The 15819-nt window shown below is 40.1% G+C and carries 14 protein-coding genes and 1 other RNA gene; 6 read left to right on the top strand and 9 right to left on the bottom strand.

The window, feature by feature from the left end; all coding sequences use genetic code 11:
- Window positions 1–33: 33 nt before the first annotated feature.
- Entirely contained in the window at window positions 34–942 is a 909-nt protein-coding gene (locus tag A9267_RS19560; protein WP_065110432.1) for a LysR substrate-binding domain-containing protein, read from the bottom strand.
- 120 nt (window positions 943–1062) lie between these two features.
- On the opposite strand from A9267_RS19560, the gene A9267_RS19555 reads away from it, so the two are divergent.
- Window positions 1063–1941 carry a DMT family transporter gene (locus A9267_RS19555; protein ID WP_065110431.1) on the top strand — a complete coding sequence of 293 codons (879 nt, stop codon included), beginning with the start codon at window positions 1063–1065 and terminating at the stop codon, window positions 1939–1941.
- Window positions 1942–2041: 100 nt separating this feature from the next.
- Here A9267_RS19555 and A9267_RS19550 read toward each other — a convergent pair whose 3' ends face one another.
- The 4 genes from A9267_RS19550 to A9267_RS19535 all read right to left on the bottom strand — a co-directional run bounded on the left by A9267_RS19550 (window position 2042) and on the right by A9267_RS19535 (window position 5455).
- Window positions 2042–2611, bottom strand: coding sequence for a BON domain-containing protein (locus A9267_RS19550; RefSeq protein WP_055026217.1), 570 nt, complete (start codon window positions 2609–2611; stop codon window positions 2042–2044).
- On the bottom strand, window positions 2608–3201 hold the full coding sequence (locus A9267_RS19545; RefSeq protein WP_055026216.1) for a phosphoheptose isomerase: 594 nt from the start codon (window positions 3199–3201) through the stop codon (window positions 2608–2610). The genes A9267_RS19550 and A9267_RS19545 overlap by 4 nt, the downstream gene beginning before the upstream one ends.
- A 78-nt stretch (window positions 3202–3279) precedes the next feature.
- Window positions 3280–3606, bottom strand: a complete 327-nt coding sequence (locus A9267_RS19540) for a YraN family protein (RefSeq protein ID WP_156669216.1) — start codon at window positions 3604–3606, stop codon at window positions 3280–3282.
- A 25-nt stretch (window positions 3607–3631) separates the two neighbouring features.
- Window positions 3632–5455 carry a penicillin-binding protein activator gene (locus A9267_RS19535; protein ID WP_065110429.1) on the bottom strand — a complete coding sequence of 608 codons (1824 nt, stop codon included), beginning with the start codon at window positions 5453–5455 and terminating at the stop codon, window positions 3632–3634.
- Between the two features lie 89 nt (window positions 5456–5544).
- On the opposite strand from A9267_RS19535, the gene rsmI reads away from it, so the two are divergent.
- The 3 genes from rsmI to A9267_RS19520 all read left to right on the top strand — a co-directional run bounded on the left by rsmI (window position 5545) and on the right by A9267_RS19520 (window position 8854).
- Window positions 5545–6387, top strand: a complete 843-nt coding sequence (rsmI, locus tag A9267_RS19530) for a 16S rRNA (cytidine(1402)-2'-O)-methyltransferase (RefSeq protein WP_065110428.1) — start codon at window positions 5545–5547, stop codon at window positions 6385–6387.
- 108 nt (window positions 6388–6495) lie between these two features.
- Window positions 6496–6839, top strand: an RNA gene (rnpB, locus tag A9267_RS19525) — RNase P RNA component class A.
- A gap of 248 nt (window positions 6840–7087) precedes the next feature.
- Window positions 7088–8854, top strand: a complete 1767-nt coding sequence (locus A9267_RS19520; protein ID WP_065110427.1) for a DUF3258 domain-containing protein — start codon at window positions 7088–7090, stop codon at window positions 8852–8854.
- A gap of 62 nt (window positions 8855–8916) precedes the next feature.
- On the opposite strand, the gene A9267_RS19515 is transcribed toward A9267_RS19520, so the two are convergent.
- Window positions 8917–10491, bottom strand: a complete 1575-nt coding sequence (locus A9267_RS19515) for a DNA cytosine methyltransferase (RefSeq protein WP_065110426.1) — start codon at window positions 10489–10491, stop codon at window positions 8917–8919.
- A gap of 212 nt (window positions 10492–10703) precedes the next feature.
- Here A9267_RS19515 and A9267_RS19510 point away from each other — a divergent pair, with 212 nt between their 5' ends.
- Both A9267_RS19510 and A9267_RS19505 read left to right on the top strand, forming a co-directional pair.
- Complete coding sequence (locus A9267_RS19510; RefSeq protein ID WP_065110425.1) at window positions 10704–12158, top strand: MvaI/BcnI family restriction endonuclease; 1455 nt, start codon at window positions 10704–10706, stop codon at window positions 12156–12158.
- Window positions 12158–12712: a hypothetical protein gene (locus tag A9267_RS19505; RefSeq protein WP_065110424.1), complete on the top strand. Its 555-nt coding sequence runs from the start codon at window positions 12158–12160 to the stop codon at window positions 12710–12712. Before A9267_RS19510 ends, A9267_RS19505 begins: the two co-directional genes overlap by 1 nt.
- 18 nt (window positions 12713–12730) lie before the next feature.
- Here the strand turns inward: A9267_RS19505 and A9267_RS19500 are convergent, their stop codons facing one another.
- The 3 genes from A9267_RS19500 to A9267_RS19490 all read right to left on the bottom strand — a co-directional run bounded on the left by A9267_RS19500 (window position 12731) and on the right by A9267_RS19490 (window position 15694).
- Window positions 12731–13069: a hypothetical protein gene (locus A9267_RS19500; RefSeq protein WP_065110423.1), complete on the bottom strand. Its 339-nt coding sequence runs from the start codon at window positions 13067–13069 to the stop codon at window positions 12731–12733.
- A gap of 108 nt (window positions 13070–13177) precedes the next feature.
- Window positions 13178–13618 carry a DUF6641 family protein gene (locus tag A9267_RS19495; RefSeq protein ID WP_065110422.1) on the bottom strand — a complete coding sequence of 147 codons (441 nt, stop codon included), beginning with the start codon at window positions 13616–13618 and terminating at the stop codon, window positions 13178–13180.
- 54 nt (window positions 13619–13672) lie between these two features.
- On the bottom strand, window positions 13673–15694 hold the full coding sequence (locus tag A9267_RS19490; RefSeq protein WP_065110421.1) for an AAA family ATPase: 2022 nt from the start codon (window positions 15692–15694) through the stop codon (window positions 13673–13675).
- Window positions 15695–15819: the final 125 nt, after the last annotated feature.

Below are 15819 nucleotides of genomic sequence, written 5' to 3'. Positions count from 1 at the left end.
AAAAAGCCAGCTTWAWGCTGGCTTTTTTATTGGTTAGTCACCAGCGTGAGATTGCCTTTTTAGCCATTGAATAAAGCTTGCTAAAGCTGGTTCGTGTTGTCTGCGTTGTTTACAGCTAAAGTTAAAATTAAAACCCGTTAAAATGTCTGGTAAATCCAATGCAACAAGCCTTCCTGCAGCAATATCTCCTTTAACCATAAAGTCAGAGGCAAGTGCGATTCCTTGATGAGCAATCGCAGCTTCAATGGCCATCAAAACGTGGCTAAAAATATGTTGTTGTTTTTTGTCGCTGTCGTCGACTTTATTGACGGTATGCCAGCGCTGCCAATCAATGCCTAATTCTCCTTCATCGACGGTGAGTAAGGTTGCTGAAGGTAAAGCGGCGATTAACTCTTGAGGTGATGCATTGGGTTTATTTAGCCATTGTTGCAGGTAATCAGGACTGGCTACAGCAATTAATCGCTCTTTATGCAAGGTAAGGTGCATATAGCCATTTTGATTTGATTGCCCAGTAATAAACATATCGGCGACATTATCACTGAGTTGTGGGTCGCTGGTGATCATATCCAAACGGATCTGAATATGCGGGTGCTGCTGACGGAACTCACTCAGTCTAGGAATAAGCCACTTAATGGCAAACGAGCTGTAAACGGCTAATCTTAACTGCTGGTTACCGTCACCTGTAATTTGTAAGCTGACCTCTTCAAGAGCATTAAAGGTACTTTCCAATTGTAGTGATAATTGGGCTCCTTTGTCTGTTAGTTGTAATTGCCTTGTACTGCGTAAGAATAATTGCTCACCATAATAAGATTCTAACTGTTTAATTTGATGAGATACCGCACTTTGACTGATGCAAAGCTCTTCTGCTGCACGGGAAAAGTGTTGTAATCGAGCTGCTGATTCAAACACTTGCAATGAACGTAATGGTGGTAGTTTTCTCATTTACATAGCTAGAAAATTGAATCTTATTTATTACTTTAATTCATTATTGTTTAGTATTCATCATTTTTAATCATGTAAAGGTCTAGTTATTATGCCGTTTTTAGAAGCGGTGAGGTGACGATGAAGTCTCCAGTCATTTTTGCACTAATCATACTGGTGCTTGGCAATATCTTTAGCGCGTTATATGACGTATCCATCAAGTGGTTACCAGATAATGCAGATATCATTACCTTTTTATTATTACGACAATGCGGCAGCGTATTGATGTTATTGCCAATATGGTTCATGGCGAGAAAGCCTGTTACAGGCCACTTTACATTACAGTTAGTGCGTTCTCACTTAGGGGTTATAACGTCAATTACCTTAGTGGTTGGCTTAGTTTCATTGCCATTAGCTACCGTCAGTTCATTATTTTTTTCAGCGCCGATTATGATTACTGTACTAGGTTATGTTTGGCTTAAAGAGCAGATCAGTTTGACCCAATGGTGGATTACTTTACTGGGATTTATTGGCGTGCTGATTTTGTTACGGCCATCAAATATCGAATGGGCAGGCCTGCTAGTTCTCGTTGCTGCAGTAACGTTTTCAATGAATCAAATTGCATTAAGAAAGCTACCAAAGCAAGAATCACCATTAGTGACATTACTGCTTTATAATTTATTGAGTATTCCATCATTGTGTGTGGTGGGAGCCTGTATCGGCTTTGGGGATGTGACGATGGCATTAATTGGCTTATCGCTGATTAGTAACAGCTTTTTATTGGCGTATCACTTTTGCTGTATTGTTGCTTACCGTAGTGCGAAAGCGAGTGATATTGCCGTAGCTGAATACTCAGGGTTACTATTTTGCGTGCTATTTGGCTGGTTATGGTTTGATGAATGGCTCGATGGGATGAGTTGGCTGGGGGCCAGTTTAATTGTACTACCGACAGTACTATTACCTTTAATACTTGCCTGTATTCGTAGGCTGCAACGTAAGTCGGTATCTGTATTAAATTAACCAATATTAATCGAATGGGTTTACCCTATAGATAAAAAAACACCGCAACGTATTTGCGGTGATTTTATTGTGCTCTGTCGTTGTAAGAGTCAATTCATATTTAAGGGTCGATATATTCGAAAACCTTAATCACTTTCCTTACACCAGAAGTATTGCGGGTGATTTCCACTGCAAGATCAGCTTGATCTCGGGGAATGATGCCCAATAGAAATACCTCACCATTTTCTGTGACCACTTTTACTCTCGTCATGTCTAATGTTTTTTCATTTAACATGCGAGTTTTTACCTTGGTGGTGATCCAAGTGTCATTGCTGCGAGTTGTGAATGAGGTTGGGTTACCAATCCGAATTTGATTATGTAACTTACCGCCAATTTCAAGCTCTTGAACGACTTTAACCGCTTTATCACGCAACATAGAGTTAGGTGACTGGCCAATCATCAGTACATTACTGTTCAATACTACGCCAGTAATATTGGTTTGTTTATGAATATCTTGATGCTTAGCTAATGCACTTGTGATTTCAAAGTCGGCATTGGTATCACTGATTTGCGTAGACATACTACGCTCATCATTGGCCATCTTGGCTCCACCGACAGCACCAACCATAACAACACCAGCACAACCTTGAAGCAGGAATAATGTTGCTATGATAAGAACTGCTTTTATCATGCTTGCTCGTCCTGCGGGAACAGAGTGCGGTCGATATTGTCACATAGGCAGTGAATGACTAATAAATGCACTTCTTGAATACGAGCAGTAACGTTAGATGGTACACGTACTTCTACATCACCAGCACTCATTAAGCCGGCCATTGCACCACCATCTTTACCTGTTAGTGCAACAATCGTCATATCACGGCTAAGTGCAGCTTCCATGGCTTTAATGACGTTACCTGAGTTACCACTGGTTGAAATGGCTAATAAAATATCACCAGGTTGGCCTAATGCCATAATCTGCTTTGAGTAAATTTCATCATAGCTATAATCATTAGCGATAGCTGTGATGGTAGAAGTGTCACAACTTAGTGCAATTGCCGGTAAAGGAGGACGTTCAATTTCGTAGCGGTTTAATAATTCCGCAGAAAAATGCTGTGCATCGCCAGCACTACCACCGTTACCACATGCTAAAATTTTATTACCGCTTAATAAGCATTGAACCATCATTTCAGCCGCTTTCTCAATCGACTCTGGTAAGGCTTCAGCTGCATCAATTTTAGTTTGAATTGATTCGGTGAAACTGTCTTTAATACGCTCTAACATGATAAATCCTTACTCGGTAATGTGATGCTGCTTACATATAATCTCGATTCTGGCAGCATTATAGCTAAATTTAATAAGTTAAAAACACCCTTGGAGCCATTGGATATCGGCTCCATTGATGGCAATCACATCAAAGCGGCATGGCGCATTGATTTTATGTGTTTGTAAATATTGTTCAGCAGCTTTTCTAATGCGTGATATTTGAGCTGTAGATACAGCATGTAAAGCACCTCCAAACTGAGTAGATGAACGGTATTTCACTTCAATAAACACCCAATATTGGTTATCACGCATAATTAAATCAATTTCGCCAAAACGATAGCGCTGATTCTGAGTCACAAACTGTAGACCTTGTTGCTCAAGGTAAGTTCGCGCTTGTGTTTCTGCATGCTGACCAGGATTGATGAATGTCATTGTTTTTTCATCGATATCATAGCGGACGTAGCTTTCCTCGCTGGTATTTGCCCCAGCTTAATTTACGTTCTATGACGCCGTCTTTGTCGACAGATAATGCGCCACTTCGACCATTAAACTGATAACCAGGAAAAGCGCGCATTTGGGCTAAACGATTAACCAAATCCAATGAGTCATAGCCCATGATATATAAACGCTTTTGACCATTATTCCACTGGCTCCATAATGTGTTAACCATAGTGGTTTCAGCATTTGAGCTCATTAACCAAGGAATATCGCTGATCATTAAATTATTGAGTTCTTGTGCTGATTGAGTCGAGTTACCACTGAGCCGACTTCGGCTGGTGGTATACAAGGCAACAGGATCAGCAAAGACGCTGAAGTTAACATCTAAGAAGGGCTTAAGTAGCACTAAGTCTTTGGCTGCCGAAATCATATAAATGGCATCAATATCACGACGCGAACGAAAATCCGCTTCTAAGGTATTACCAATGAGCTCTTTCATTCTTGCTATACGAGCTTGGCTATCTTTAACGCCTAAAGCTTCTTGCACGGTGACTTTCATTTGATCGCCGCCATCATAGTAATGGATTTCGGCGTTCTCTTGGGTTAGCGCTAACCACTTTTCATTGAAGCTTGCAGCCATTCGCTTACCCGTTGAATCGTTGCTTACCAGTAATAAAGGTAAGCTAACTCCGTCATCAAATAGGCGTTGTGCGGCATCACTGGCTTCTTGGGCTGGCGACAACGCAAAATAAAATTGGTCGTTATTCGGTGTAAAGGTTTCTGTTTGATTCAAATACAGTTGTGGAATCGTCATCAAACCTTGCTCGTTTAATGCCTGCATTTCTTCAACTGCATTGGGTAAAAGTGGCCCAATCACAAATTCTGCACCGGCGGCAACGGCCTCTTGATAAGCTTGTTCAACCCCTAAGTTAGTATCAAAAAAGTGTAGCGCGATTTGATCGTCATAAGCGGCCATGTAACTTGCAAGTATGCCTTGCCTGATTGGTTCGGCAACTGCGGCGCGGCGCCCGGTTAATGGCAGTAACACTGCAATATTTTGCGGTTTATAAGGTTGAGCATTCAACGCTTTTTCTAAATCTGAAGGTAATTTTGCCGCCCCAGGGTGATTTGGGTTAGATTGCTGCCATTGGCCTAAATAACGCACTAACTGGGATGGATCGACCGCATAATGTTTAGCGATATAGGCAAGTTGTAACCAACCCGAGAAGGTTGGATTTTTACCATCTCGCATAAAGCTTTTAATGGTTTCTTCATGCAAAGGCTGCAACGTACGCCAAATGGTGTCATTGACTTCAAAGGCTTGCTCTTTAGGAAGATAAAGGCTCAGAGAGCTAAGCTGGCGTAATTCATCAATCGGTTGTTTAGTTTGATTAAATAAGCGTGCTTTATATTGATGATAAGTAACACGTTGCCAGTTCGGTAATTGCCACTGTTCAGGATAGTTCAATATTGCTAGTGCATCAGCATCTGAGCGAGTCAGCTCAGCCACTCTTGCAGACAAGTAAAGCCACTCAGCCTGAAGTGTTGGTTCAGGTTGTAAATTGGGCTTCATTGAAGTCAAAAGCTTATCAGCAGCACTTACATTAGAGTCATTAATGTAAGCGTGAGCTGCTAAAAGCAAATACCTATCTCGATCTTGAGGCTGCTGACTATTACTTGCCTCAGATAAATAGGTATTAGCCGTTTGCGTTACTGTTGCTAACGAACTATCAATAGCTTGTTTATTTTCAGTAGTTTGAGTCGCACAGCCAAATAATACACTTGATAAAATAGCTGCGAAAACGAATTTTGTTGTAATCAGTCTTTTTAACACAGGGCTTCACTCTGGTAAGATGCTGTCTCTAGTTTAACCTGCTCTTTCACTTGGCGAAAGTCCAGATGAGATTCAATACAGAGGTAGTTATGGACCTATCGGTCGCACTTTATATCGTTCCCACTCCTATTGGTAACTTAGGGGATATTAGCAACCGCGCGATTGAGGTATTAAATCATGTCTCATTAATCGCCTGTGAAGACACACGCCACAGCGGAAAACTATTAAGTCACTTTGGCATAGAAACCCGTAAAACGGCCTTGCATGACCATAACGAACGTGACCGAGCTCAGTGGATTATTCAAAAATTAGGTAACGGCGAGGCCGTTGCATTAATTTCTGACGCTGGCACACCGCTCATATCCGATCCTGGTTACCACTTAGTTAAACAAGTGCGAGAGGCAGGTTTTAATGTGATCCCACTTCCAGGTCCTTGTGCTGCGATTACTGCATTAAGTGCATCAGGACTTCCGTCAGATCGATTTTCATTTGAAGGTTTCCTGCCATCAAAAGAAAAAGGGCGATTAGATAAACTTGCAGCGCTCAAAGAAGATCCGCGTACATTAATTTTTTACGAATCACCGCATCGTATTGTGCACAGCTTGGAATCAATTGTGGCAGCATTAGGCGGCGAGCGTGAAATTGTGATGGCACGTGAAGTCACTAAAACATTCGAAACATTTTTATCAGGCCCTGCAGCCGATGTGTTGCAGAACGTCAAAGATGATCCTAATCAGCAGCGCGGTGAAATTGTATTAATGTGTCATGGCCATCGCACAGAAGCCGAGTCAGAGTTTTCAACCACTGTCATAAATACCCTTAAAATCCTTTGCCAAGAATTGCCCTTAAAAAAAGCGGCGGCATTAACAGGGCAAATTTATGACATTAAGAAAAACGCTCTTTATAAGCATGGTTTAGAAATCGGTTTATAACGAAAGCTACTTTATAAAACTTGCTTAAAAATGGCTGCGGTTAATCAAATGGGTTAACACAGCCATTTTTAGTTGGTGTGTTGTTTATGCTTAGGCTATAATCCGCGCCGAGTTGGCCAGACAGTTGCTGCGTTCGTAAGAACGGGGAGGAAAGTCCGGGCTTCACAGAGCAGGATACCAGGTAACGCCTGGGCGGTGTAAACCGACGACAAGTGCAGCAGAGAGAAGACCGCCAACTTAGGTTGGTAAGGGTGAAAGGGTGCGGTAAGAGCGCACCGGGCCACTGGTAACAGTTGGTTGCAAGGTAAACTCTATCCGAAGCAAGACCAAATAGGGTCCCGTATGGCGCTGCTCGCGTTGGGACCGGGTAGGTCGCTTGAGCCTGCGAGCGATTGCAGGCCTAGATGAATAACTGTCCACGACAGGACCCGGCTTATCGGCTAGCTCATTAATTTTAGTAACCGCTTGATTTTTCAAGCGGTTTACTGAAATTAATTCAAATCATCAAGTAAAAATTCAAAATGTGGTACACGGTTTGATACACCACTTCTAAATTTCTCATCATTTTATTTATCTCTAAAAAATCATAAGATTCTGATTTTAGGCATATTTTTGTCCTGTTATACTCATCTCACACTCAAAATTTGAAACTGAAAATGTGATACACGGTTTGATACACCGTTGTAAAATCAATTGAAAAATGAAAGCAATAGCTGGCACTAAGCACCTTTATATCCGTAAAGAGTGGTTTTATTTTCGAATTAAACTACCGAAACGGTTAGGCGTCAGGGAGATTAGGCTTTCATTAAACACTCAAGACCTCTCTTATGCACTCCTAAAACTTCAACGGTTTACTCTACAAATTAAGCAGTTAAAACAACTTGTTGTTAGTTCGAAATCGTTAGACACTAGTGTAGTAACGTCTTCACTACTGATGATAAAGGACACTATGCTAAAACAACTGGCAATGAGTGATATAGATGGATTGGTAGCAGAACTTGAGCAAGGTTATTCTAATCATGCTCATGCGGTTAATGTATTAGGCCAAGATAGCGTCCTCGATAAGAACAATAAATTCATTACAGAGTTAGCTTATATCTCGCAGGCTGAGGATAACGACACTCGAACCATTCGATTAAAAGAAGTTATTGCTGGCTTATCAGAAGCTCAGAAATGGCCTTTCATGGAGGCGTTATCTTCAATGACCAAATTACTGGTCAGTATCACTGATGATGTTGATGAGGATGGCGTTACTGAGTTTGCACGACAGCTTTTATTGCATAAAGGCTTTGAAGCAGAGCAATCTAGCTTAGCTTTCCGTGTTTTAGTGAGCAAGTTAACGACATCTAGTAAGTTGAAGAATGAACTCGTTAACAGTATTGCTGACGGTGATGCGACTAGTGAGCGAGAGCTTCAACAATTACTGTCACCAGCGCCTATAGTCCAAGCTCCTACCCCAATTACCCAAGTAGAAGAGTCTAGTTCACCCCTGTTTTCTGAAGTATACGAAGAATTCATCACACATAAGATTAATAAAGAAAAATTATCTACAAAGATGCAGAAGGATTACGCCCGAAGATATGCCGTGTGGAAAGTGCTGGTGGAAGATAAACCGATAGACCAATACAAGCCGAAAGATATTGGTCAATTCATCGATACCTGTTTTGAATTACCTAAAATGCACCTTACACCGTATAACAAGATGACTTGGGAGCAGCGCTTGAGTTGCGATGTGCCAGAAGAAGACATGCAAGCATCTAAATCAGTACATCAATATTATAAGTGGCTTCAAAGCGTGTTCGCTTATGCTAAGCGTGACACGATTGGCTATATCGAAACTTCACCATGCTCTATCAAGAGAAATTTCTCGACTAATGTACGTGGGATTTTCAATGATGCGGAATTGAAGAAACTGATTGAAGCGGCAGAGAAAGAAAAAACCAAGTGGAAGAAGTGGATTATCTACCTCGCCATTTATACGGGCGCAAGGCTAGGGGAGTTAGCTCAATTAAGGAAAAGTGACCTTAAATTAGATGCGGAAACAGGACGTTACTACTTATTAATTACCGATAGCCATGAAAGCCAGCAGCTTAAAACTGAGAATGCTAAACGTAAAATACCTGTACATCATGATTTGGTTAATGCAGGTTTAATTGAACATGTTCAGGCTTGTAACGAGCGGGTGTTTGATGAGCTTACTTCGCCTAGGTCTGTAACAAGCTGGCTTCCAAGACAAAGAGATTCACTAGAAATTGAGTATCTTAATGAGCTTGGTCATATGCGAACATTTCATAGTTTCAGACATACATTTATCACTAAGCTGATGAATGTAGAGTCAATGAACATAAACTTACTACAACAAGTTGTTGGTCATGAAATCAGTAAGTTTGGAGTCACTAGTAATTACACTCATAAGCTAGATTCATTGAGGAATTTAGTACCTGTTGTTGATGCTTATAAGATATAAGCCATTACTTGCTGTTAACTATGGTAAAGAGCACCAGCTAGATGCTCTTCCTTTCAAGCAATTTAAAGTAATTTTGAAATACAATTCCCAAGCTTTAGCCCAAGCAATGGCGGTACAGCATTACCAACCTGAGTATATTGAGGCACTTCAAACTTACGGTAATGTCCTCCAGTAGTTACTTTTGATCTGAAAACAAAGTTGTCCGGGAAAGATTGTATTCTTGCCATCTCTCGGACTGTCAGTACTCGAAGTTCGTGTTTATCATAGTGACAAGCATCATCAGGTATCGATAACGCCGCAGGTGCAGGTGCATTTGCAGCCAATGCTTTTTGTGTCTGCTTTTTAGTAGGGTGTGCGTGAAGGTATTCAATAAACTCTTGTTTAGAATTGAAGGCTCGCAACTTATTATCTATCTGTAAGTACTCATATTCACGGCATACTGCCCACGCATGATCATTTAGCTCAGTAGCATCTCCTTTTAATATTGAGAAAACAGCTTTAGTTACCCAAGGTTCCCCAATAGTCTGGAGTATTTGATAAAGTCGAAACCTGCGTTGTACTACTTCACCGTTATTACGGTAATCGTGATTCATCAATTTAGGTCTTTTAGGTAACCTTTTGAAAGTAGCATTTAATGTTCTGATAAATTTTGAAGGTGTAGAAGGGTGAGTCTTTTTAAGATCATCCAATGCTTCACGAACAGTTACGGTGTCACCATTGACTAAGTCTGATAGAAAGGATTCTTCAAACAAATGTCGATGCGAAGGTTTAGTTGCATCGAAGCAATCTAAATGACCAAAAGGTAATTCGCTACCTGACTTCTGAACTAAATCATAAAATTTTAATGATGGGGAAAATAATTGGATATTTGCATCGTTAACCTCAAGTTCATCAGCAATAGCTTTGTAATGATCGAGCCTAACAGCAATCATAATGAAACGTGGTCGGTTCTGGGCAATTCCTGCTAAGCGGGCGTTAATATGTAAACAAAGAGGCACGTAACCTATTGATGCAAAAACTTTCGCTACTTCATACCAAGCATGAAAACTTTTACCTTCATCATCCTTAAAAGCTCTCAGAATTCCGGTGACATTTTCAAGCATCGCAATTTTGGGTTGGGTGTGTTCTACAAATTTAGCAAACTCCCATGGAAGCGTATTCTTGTCACAATCAAGTTTACGAAGGCCTGCCATACTGAAACTTTGGCAAGGGGGCCCACCTGATACTAGATCCAACCCTCTTTCTGAACCGAAGGCTGTTTTGAGTTGTTTGACGAGTTCTTTATCAGCATCTAATCGTCGGTTGAACTCAATAATACTACCAACGACGAGTTTACCTTTCAGATCTTTAATGTTCGTGGGAAAACTGCTGGTTCCTACTTCATCAAATGATGGGAAAGTAAATGGATTTTCACGTAAACGAGGTTTCAGTTCTGCATGATTGCTGTTTAGCCAGATTGTTTTCTCTGGTTGTTTACCTGAATCGGCAAGGCTTTCAAGATCTTCTTGAAAAAAATTATAAGCAAATGACTCAGCTGCCATTGGTGAAAGTTCATTGGCCATTGTTAGCTCAAATCCACTTTCCTCTAAGCCTAACGAAAGTCCACCGCATCCTGAAAAGAGTTCTATATGGTTCAATTTAGACCTACCTAATATCAATAATAGTGTAATAGTACTGAACAAGTTTGTGATTGTCCAGGCGTTTGTGCTTGCAGTTGTAATATTTGGATGGTAAGTTGAAAAAAGGCTAGGGTTTTAGCCTTCTGTAAATTTTCAGTAAAGCAATTTTGCATTTCCCACAATATTCATTAGTGGCCCTATTTCTGTAGGGGTGCTGTCAGGAAATTACAATGAAAAAAACTTTACCTACTGAAAGACGTTTGAAGCAAGAAGCTACTCGTTTAAAAAAGAAAAATGGTATTAAGCAATCTGAAGCTCTTAATTTAATCAGTAATGATTATGGTTTTAGCTCTTGGTTAGAAGTCATAGATGCTTTAGACAAAAAATCAGCTTTAGAACAAAAGACTCCAGATATTTCTCAAGATTTTATTGACGATGAAGATGTTGTGCTTAATGAAGAAGAGTATGAAGCTCTTGAACATGAACGTTATGTAGATATCTCTGATGATTTAAAGCTTTCAGTTGATAAAAATAAACGAACTCTAGTAAAAATGGGGATTGAATTCTCATTATTTGAGCCAACAATTACAGGGTTGAAGAAATCAATTCTGGACGCGACTCAGTCAGTTAGAGTCCATTTTGAGTTAGAGCAATTCCACTTTTATTGGGAACAAGGACAAGGGCCTGAGCATAAAGTAAAAAAAATATCTTATCTGCTGACTGATGAGCAATTGATTAAATCTACATCTAGTTTCTATCGCCCAAATACAAAAAATGGCGATCCTAGAATGTGGTTCCGAGGGTTGCCTCAATTTTCTGAGGCTGGTGATCAAGTTGCGATTTTGATTAAGGGTGATGAGGCTTATCTCATTAACCTTAGTTCCGTGGATCTTAGTGAGTCTTTGGTCAAAGAAAACTCTTGTATCAAAGACTTCTTATCTAGCTTCAGTGAGAGGAGAAACTCGATAGCTGAAGAGTTGTTAGAAAAACTGAGATCTTTAGCTAAAACTACATTCCCAGCATTACGTACTGGAGATACAGGAATAGGCTTCACGTTAGAGTCTAGGCTGGGTATAGAGGCAAACTCTAGTAAGTTACCCGATTATAAAGGTATTGAATTAAAGTCTGGCCGTGGTGTTAAGACACGCACAACAATGTTTGCTCAAGTTGCTGAATGGGATAAAAGTCCATGTAAGAAAAGTGCTGAAATCCTTAATAAGTATGGTTATGACCGCGGTGATGATTTTAAACTTTACTGCACTATTTCTACTCAACGAGAAAACCCTCAAGGTTTGAGTTTTATCTATGACCAATCGAAGGATGAGCTTCAAGAATGGCATAATAAGTCTGAACTTGTAGCGGTTTGGTCTGGTGACTTATTGCGTAAAAGGCTTAAAGAAAAGCATTCTGAGACCTTTTGGATTGAAGCTAAGAGCGAGTTTATTAATGGTATTGAATATTATCAACTCTTAAAAGTCACTCATACTAAGTCACCTGTTTCAAGCCAACTTATGCCATTGATACAATCTGGCGTGATCACTATGGATCACCTTATTAAGCGAAGCGGTAAGAGTAATAAGGTTAGTGAAAAGGGGCCTCTTTTTAAGATCAATAAGAGAGACCTTGAGTTACTTTTTCCTAAGCCAATGACTTATAAATTAAACAAGCCACAAGGATGTAAGTAATGGAAAAGTATTCAATAACAAAGTCTATATTAGAGATGGCTCAATCACAATTAGACGATACACCTGTGTGGGAAGGATCGCATAGAGGTGAAGCCGCTAATCAAGTAGGTGTTCTTGGGGAGATAGTTGTCGAGCAATGGCTGAAAAGTAAAGGTATTTCATTCAAAGATGATAGAGAATTAACTACGCACGATTACACATTAAGAAATGGTGAAACATTTGATGTGAAAACGAAGGATAGAACAGTGGTCCCTAGAACAGATTATGATTGTTCGGTTCCCTTGTATAATCACTCTCACCAGAGACCTGACTACTATATTTTTGTTTCGCTTGAAAGAGATAGAACTAATAAAACTAAAGATTTAAATAGATTTCATACGGCATATATTTTAGGCGGTATTAATATCAAGCAATTAGAAAGCAGAGGTGTGATTTGGAAAGAAGGACAAACAGATCCGGCAAATGGAACTACTTTTTGGACCGACTGCATAAACGTGAAAGTTGAACAATTGGCGACTCATAAAGAGGTTACGAATAAATGGCGTTCACTTTGAACGCTTTTTTAAACAATCTTACTTATTAGATAAAATTAGTTTTGTTAAAAAAGTTGTAAGTGGTATGGCTTCTTCTGAAGAATATATTTGTTCGCAATTTTCATCATGATAGATCTCAGGTAGTTCATCCGTACCACTATTAACAGCAGTCATTACGACATACCGCTCTAGGCTGCTGTCTTCTCTTTGGTTTGGAGCTTCATAATCAACCCAAAGCACCATATAACCAGTCCGCGTTTTAAAGTAAAAACTGGGTGAAATATCGTTGTGCCAGCTTTTGTCTACTAACCAAGGGAACTTGGATAGGTCGAAGCCAAGGTTAAAGTGCTGGCCAAACTCTTGTTGGTATAATTCCATACTTAATCCTCAACTTGGTATCAATGATGTGGCTAGGATACCAAGTTTTAAAATGTAATCCAGATAGGTGCTTGAAGATAAATGCCTGACAGAACAGGCACTGTAAGATTATTTCTTTTTCAAAGGTGACTTGTCGGCAATTGAGGCTAAGAGTTCATCAACTTCACCCGCGACCACGGCATCAATAACGGTGGTAATGGTTTGGGTTAAGCTGTCTAGCTCACCGACTTCAATAGCATGATTGCCTTTGCTGAGCTCAAGGGCTTTGTTGGCATAACGCACTTCAAAAAAGTATTGGTTGTTACGTTTGTAGAACCACTTGCTCACATTCTTTGGTATGCGTACCTTTTCTTGTGTGCCAGTTTCTGGGTTTTTCTGCCACTTTTCGCGGTAAGCGGTATAGCTTTCTCCGTTAACAAGTGCATTTGCCATTGCCAGTTGCTGGTCGAGTTTAGATAGCAGTTTCTCCCTGCGTTTTAAGATTGGGTTATCAGAGGTTTTCTCTGGGCGTGACGTGACCTTGAGCGAGCTCAATAATGATTTAGTCATGAGGTGTTTTCCTTTAGGGTGGTTGTGGATTAAAGCTGAATGCTTTGGGTTGGTTTACTTAATGAATCCGATTGGTTGGTTTGGTTTCTTCCTGTTGTTTTCTTGAGTTAAGATTTCGAGGTTTCTCTCGTCCGTTAATGGTTTCTTACTCATACGGTTTCTTCTAGCGACAATCGCATAATCACCTAGGCTTAAATAACTCAGTTGCTTTAATCCATGGCTTATAACCGCTGGTGGTTTACCGAATAAATCTTCGTAAAGTGCAATTGCTTGCTTTGATGATAAATATTGAAATTGCAGCTTGAAGTCGAATCGTCTGAGAAGCGCTGTATCGAGATTTCCAGCGAAGTTAGTTGCTGCGAATATAGTTTGCTCACATTGGTCTAATTCGATGAGGATTTGATTTACAAGCTGTCTCTCGTGCTGTTGTGATAGCACTTCTCGACTCGTTAGCACGCTATCAACTTCATCAAGAAAAATAATCGCATCTTCGTTTTTAGCTTGCTTAAACAGCGCTGAAATATTCTGTTCTGCTTCTCCCACATACTTCGATAGCACGTCACTTGGTTTGATAACGATTAGCGCTTGCTCTATTTGCTGCGCAATGTAATGAACTAAAGCTGATTTACCTGTACCAGCAGAGCCCAGTAACAGTGACCTTGAACCAGTAAAGTGGGAAACGGTTTTAATGACCTGCTCGACATGGGTATGCGAGCCAACAAGGTTGATAAAGTTAGGGTTAAAGTCCATTTCAGGTTTATAGCGGGTGGTTGTTGTTTGAAGTCCACAAGCCGATAAGCACTCTTCAATATGATGGTCTATGCAATGCTCGGCATTCTTGCCTGTTAGGTTTAAGGCTTTAGCCACAATACTGGCATTAACAACATGAGCCACAGTCAAATCAGGCAGGTTTGCCAATTCATTTTTATAACCTTGTGAAACCCTTAATCCCTTAAGTGGTTTGGCTAATATCTCGGCTTTAATGTGTCTGGGTGGAACACCAATATGAAGCACGTAGCTGAAACGTCTAATGACCGATTCTGGTAAGCAATCAATGTGGTTAGTAATCCATATACAGGGTAGGTTATTGGTTTCTAAGGTGGAATGAAGCCTATCTTTGCTGACCTTTAAACCATTGGCATATTCACTGAAGATATCCTCTACCTCATCGAGTAAAAGGCAACTAGAGCCACCCGATGTAAATAGCCGTTGCATTAGGCGGTAATGCTGTAATCGTAAATGAGCAATATTCCTATCTGAGTTTATTTCATCAACACCATGAAATAGGTTCTCGCCAACCGCTTTTACTGCAATCAGGTTTGACTTGGTATAGCGACTTAATGCCTGTGAAAAAGAGGTTTTTCCTGTACCCGCTGTTCCATGCAGAAGGATATTGACGCCTTTTGTGTTGTGTTTTAACGCCTGCTTCAAATACTGACTAACGTGCTTGGATTCGATATGAGGATAATCATTAAGGGTTAAAGAGGTTGTTGGTATTTGGTAGTAAAGGCCGTCCAGCAAGTCATGATATGAATCCGCTTTGTGGCTCATTAAGTTGTTAGCCAGTACATGAGGCATTAACAGCAAGCCAAAAATAGACAGCTCCTTTTGCTCAAAGAGAGAACTGTTAGAGATTAACTGGACGGCAGTAGATAGTTCATCAACTTTAAGCCCTAATATTTCAGCTACAGCAATATCGACATCACTGACCCAATGGCGAAGGTGTTCATCAAAGAATGCGAATAACCCTTCGTTTATAGTAGTAACAGCGCATAATTTCAGTACCTTTTTGCACTCAACGGGCAATTGAAGCTTATTAACGAGTAGTGCCAAGTTATGTTCAAAAACAGGTATTAATGATTTATCTACTTTGACCGAAGATAGTGACTTTTGAAATGTAATGAGCTTCTTGCGAGGGCATTCACCATAAAACTTTTTAAAACGTCTTCCTGTTATGCGGCTAATGATATCTCTAGGTAAGTCTTGAATGAAATCATCGTCTAATACTTCAATATCTAGCAGTTTTGAAGCAACTGTTGATGCTATGTACCGTGCATTAGATTCAACTGTTTGCATAGTATTCCTTGGTATTTTCTTTGATACCAAGGTAACAGGATAAAACGCCTACCTCATTGATTTAAATGACAAAGTTATTATATTTGAATGAGGGTGTTGTTGGGTGAATAGGAGAGTCCTGTGGA

Source organism: Shewanella sp. UCD-FRSSP16_17 (assembly GCF_001675935.1).
GTDB classification, from domain to species: Bacteria; Pseudomonadota; Gammaproteobacteria; order Enterobacterales; family Shewanellaceae; genus Shewanella; species Shewanella japonica.
Note: the sequence above shows the minus strand (reverse complement) of the source record. Positions and strands in the feature narration are given on the sequence as shown.

Coding starts and splice junctions, on each gene's coding strand:
- A9267_RS19560 (WP_065110432.1), bottom strand. CDS start 942: ATGAGAAAACTACCACCATTACGTTCATTGCAAGTGTTTGAATCAGCA.
- A9267_RS19555 (WP_065110431.1), top strand. CDS start 1,063: ATGAAGTCTCCAGTCATTTTTGCACTAATCATACTGGTGCTTGGCAAT.
- A9267_RS19550 (WP_055026217.1), bottom strand. CDS start 2,611: ATGATAAAAGCAGTTCTTATCATAGCAACATTATTCCTGCTTCAAGGT.
- A9267_RS19545 (WP_055026216.1), bottom strand. CDS start 3,201: ATGTTAGAGCGTATTAAAGACAGTTTCACCGAATCAATTCAAACTAAA.
- rsmI (WP_065110428.1), top strand. CDS start 5,545: ATGGACCTATCGGTCGCACTTTATATCGTTCCCACTCCTATTGGTAAC.
- A9267_RS19520 (WP_065110427.1), top strand. CDS start 7,088: ATGAAAGCAATAGCTGGCACTAAGCACCTTTATATCCGTAAAGAGTGG.
- A9267_RS19510 (WP_065110425.1), top strand. CDS start 10,704: ATGAAAAAAACTTTACCTACTGAAAGACGTTTGAAGCAAGAAGCTACT.
- A9267_RS19505 (WP_065110424.1), top strand. CDS start 12,158: ATGGAAAAGTATTCAATAACAAAGTCTATATTAGAGATGGCTCAATCA.
- A9267_RS19500 (WP_065110423.1), bottom strand. CDS start 13,069: ATGGAATTATACCAACAAGAGTTTGGCCAGCACTTTAACCTTGGCTTC.
- A9267_RS19495 (WP_065110422.1), bottom strand. CDS start 13,618: ATGACTAAATCATTATTGAGCTCGCTCAAGGTCACGTCACGCCCAGAG.
- A9267_RS19490 (WP_065110421.1), bottom strand. CDS start 15,694: ATGCAAACAGTTGAATCTAATGCACGGTACATAGCATCAACAGTTGCT.